Genomic DNA, 2,429 nt, shown 5'->3' with positions numbered 1-2,429 from the left:
AGCTAATACTGATATTGGGGCAAAAAAGGATATTTACGAAGGAACATTTAGAACACCCGATTATTTCGTGTTTGACCCGTTTAATCCCGATTCTTTACAAGGATGGCGGTTGGATGCAAATTTACGTTATCAACCGTTGGTAGCTAATGAATCCGGATGGTTATGGTGTGAAACTTTAGGCTTATGGTTAGGAATTTGGCAAGGAACAATAAGCCGAGAAACAGCACCGTGGTTACGATTTTATGACTCAGAGGGGAATTTAGTTTTCTTACCCGAAGAAGCTGAACATCAACGGGCTGAATCTGAACGTCAACGGGCTGAATCTGAACATCAACGGGCTGAATCTGAACATCAACGGGCTGAATCTGAACGTCAAAGGGCTGAAACTGAACGTCAAAGGGCTGAAACTGAACATCAACGCGCAGAACGTTTAGCCGCACGATTGCGGGAGTTAGGAGAAGAACCAGACAATTAGGAGATATGGGGGATAAAATCATCTCATGCTGATGGACATCCACTGTAAAATGGAGATTTATCAATGTCGATAATCGATTAAAATCATGACACAGCAATTACAGCATCGTATCATCTGTTGGAGTTTAAGTTTAATTATCGCTACTATTAGCTGCGTCTTCGGACTACCAACCAGTGCGAAGGCTCAGTCTATCTCAAACACTCATCCAACTCAAATCGCTACAGTATCAGCCAGCGAAGCCTTTCGTAACGCTTATGATCAGCGCTATACCTGGGATAAAATTTTTCCGGGTTATTCTGCAGAGGTTTCGATTACGCACAAAGGAGATATTGACCAGGGAATCGTTCGCGTTCAACCAGATTTAAGTGTGGATGTTATTAATGTTGAACCGGAAAATTTGCGGGAGTTAGTTGCCAATACGGTTAAGATGGAAATCATTCACCGCCGCCGAGTACCGTTTGAGCAGTTGCATGGAAACAATGACTTTGAGTTAAAGGGGAAAGACGAGTATGGCGCGTTGAAAATCAACGAGGTGGGTGATAATTCCTACTATAAGGTTAAAGGGAATGTAATCACTCAAGTGAATCGCCGCTTTGGAGATGTAGCTGTGACGGTTGACACTCTAGGCACGACTAAAACTCCAGAGGGGTATTTAGTCAGCCACTTTAAAACCACATTTCGCGATGCCCAAACCGGTGAAGTTCTGGAAAAAGAAGATGTGCGAGATTTTCATGAAAAGGTGGGCAATTACTATTTGTTAACGAACCGGACGATTCGATATGCCCAGGCGGACAATCCAGAGGAAAACCCTGTGGCGGATACGAGGATTCGCTTTAATGATATTCAGCCGTTGTAACTAGGAAAAAAATGATTGAGTGGGATCGAGTCGCCGAGTTGTATGATATCTATGTCCATAGTGATATGGATATTTCCTTCTTTATTCGAGAAATCCGTAACGTATCAGGTCAAGTTCTCGATATGATCAACATGGTACTAATAAAGGTTAACAAGCTTTAAATCCTTACTGTTCCCTGTTCCCTGTTCCCTGTTCCCTGTTGCCTGTTCCCTGTTCCCTTTGAATTTAGATTTTGCCTTAATTTTTCCATGAAACTCTCCCAACGGTTTACCGACGCCTTAACCTTTGCCACTGAACTCCACGCTAACCAAACCCGCAAAGGGAATGGCGTTCCCTACATCGCCCACCTGTTAGCTGTTGCTAGTATTGCCTTAGAATATGGGGCAAATGAAGAGGAAGCGATCGCAGCCCTTCTCCATGATGCCATTGAAGACCAAGGCGGTGCAGCAACCCGTGAGGAAATTCGTCGCCGCTTCGGGGATACAATTACCGAGATTGTGGACGGTTGTACCGACGCTGATACCACACCTAAACCTCCTTGGCGTCAGCGCAAAGCAGCTTATATTGCCCATATTCCTACTGCATCGGCTTCCGTGCGTTTGGTGTCTGCTGCTGATAAGCTGCATAATGCTTGGTCAATTCTTAAAGATTATCGCATTTTAGGGGATAATTTATGGCAACGCTTTCATGGGGGTAAAGAGGGTACACTGTGGTATTACCGCTCTTTAATTGAAGCCTTTCGTACCCAGGGTTCTATGCCGATTGTTGACGAATTGGATCGGGTGGTGAGTGAATTAGAATTATTAGCAGGTGTAGCTGACAAGAATTCTGAGTGTTGATCTTTGTAGGGGCGGGTTTTACCTCTATCATTGGTTGTCACCCGGATGTAACTAAACCCGCCCTAACTTAGTCAAAGGTATACCTAAATCGCCACCGTGCGATCGCATACAACCTTTAGCCGCTTCCAAAAACCTAGTCATATCTGCTCACAAGTAAACAAACCTAGGCAAAACTCAACGGTATAAGTTTCTTCAAGCGCTTGTTTTTAGTGCCCTGCCGCTTCCCTGTTGAGGGTCAACACCGAGCGAAGCCGAGGTG

The 2,429-nt window shown here is 44.6% G+C and carries 3 protein-coding genes and 1 pseudogene; all 4 read left to right on the top strand.

Going from position 1 to position 2,429, the window contains the following annotated elements; all coding sequences use genetic code 11:
- Window positions 1–475 (top strand): annotated as a pseudogene (locus RIG27_RS26980) (Uma2 family endonuclease); the annotation flags it as partial.
- An 85-nt stretch (window positions 476–560) separates the two neighbouring features.
- A complete protein-coding gene (locus tag RIG27_RS26975) occupies window positions 561–1,331 on the top strand; it encodes a DUF3386 family protein (RefSeq protein WP_446350253.1) in 771 nt (256 codons plus the stop codon).
- 11 nt (window positions 1,332–1,342) lie between these two features.
- The gene (locus RIG27_RS26970; RefSeq protein WP_446348000.1) at window positions 1,343–1,492 is read left to right on the top strand and encodes a hypothetical protein; all 150 of its coding nucleotides are present in this window, start codon (window positions 1,343–1,345) and stop codon (window positions 1,490–1,492) included.
- Between the two features lie 87 nt (window positions 1,493–1,579).
- Complete coding sequence (locus RIG27_RS26965; protein ID WP_446347998.1) at window positions 1,580–2,170, top strand: HD domain-containing protein; 591 nt, start codon at window positions 1,580–1,582, stop codon at window positions 2,168–2,170.
- The last annotated feature ends 259 nt before the right edge of the window (window positions 2,171–2,429 follow it).

Source organism: Coleofasciculus sp. F4-SAH-05 (assembly GCF_040222985.1).
GTDB lineage: Bacteria > Cyanobacteriota > Cyanobacteriia > Cyanobacteriales > Coleofasciculaceae > Coleofasciculus > Coleofasciculus chthonoplastes.
The sequence above is the reverse complement of the archived record's forward strand: the minus strand, read 5'-3'. Positions and strand labels throughout refer to the sequence as shown.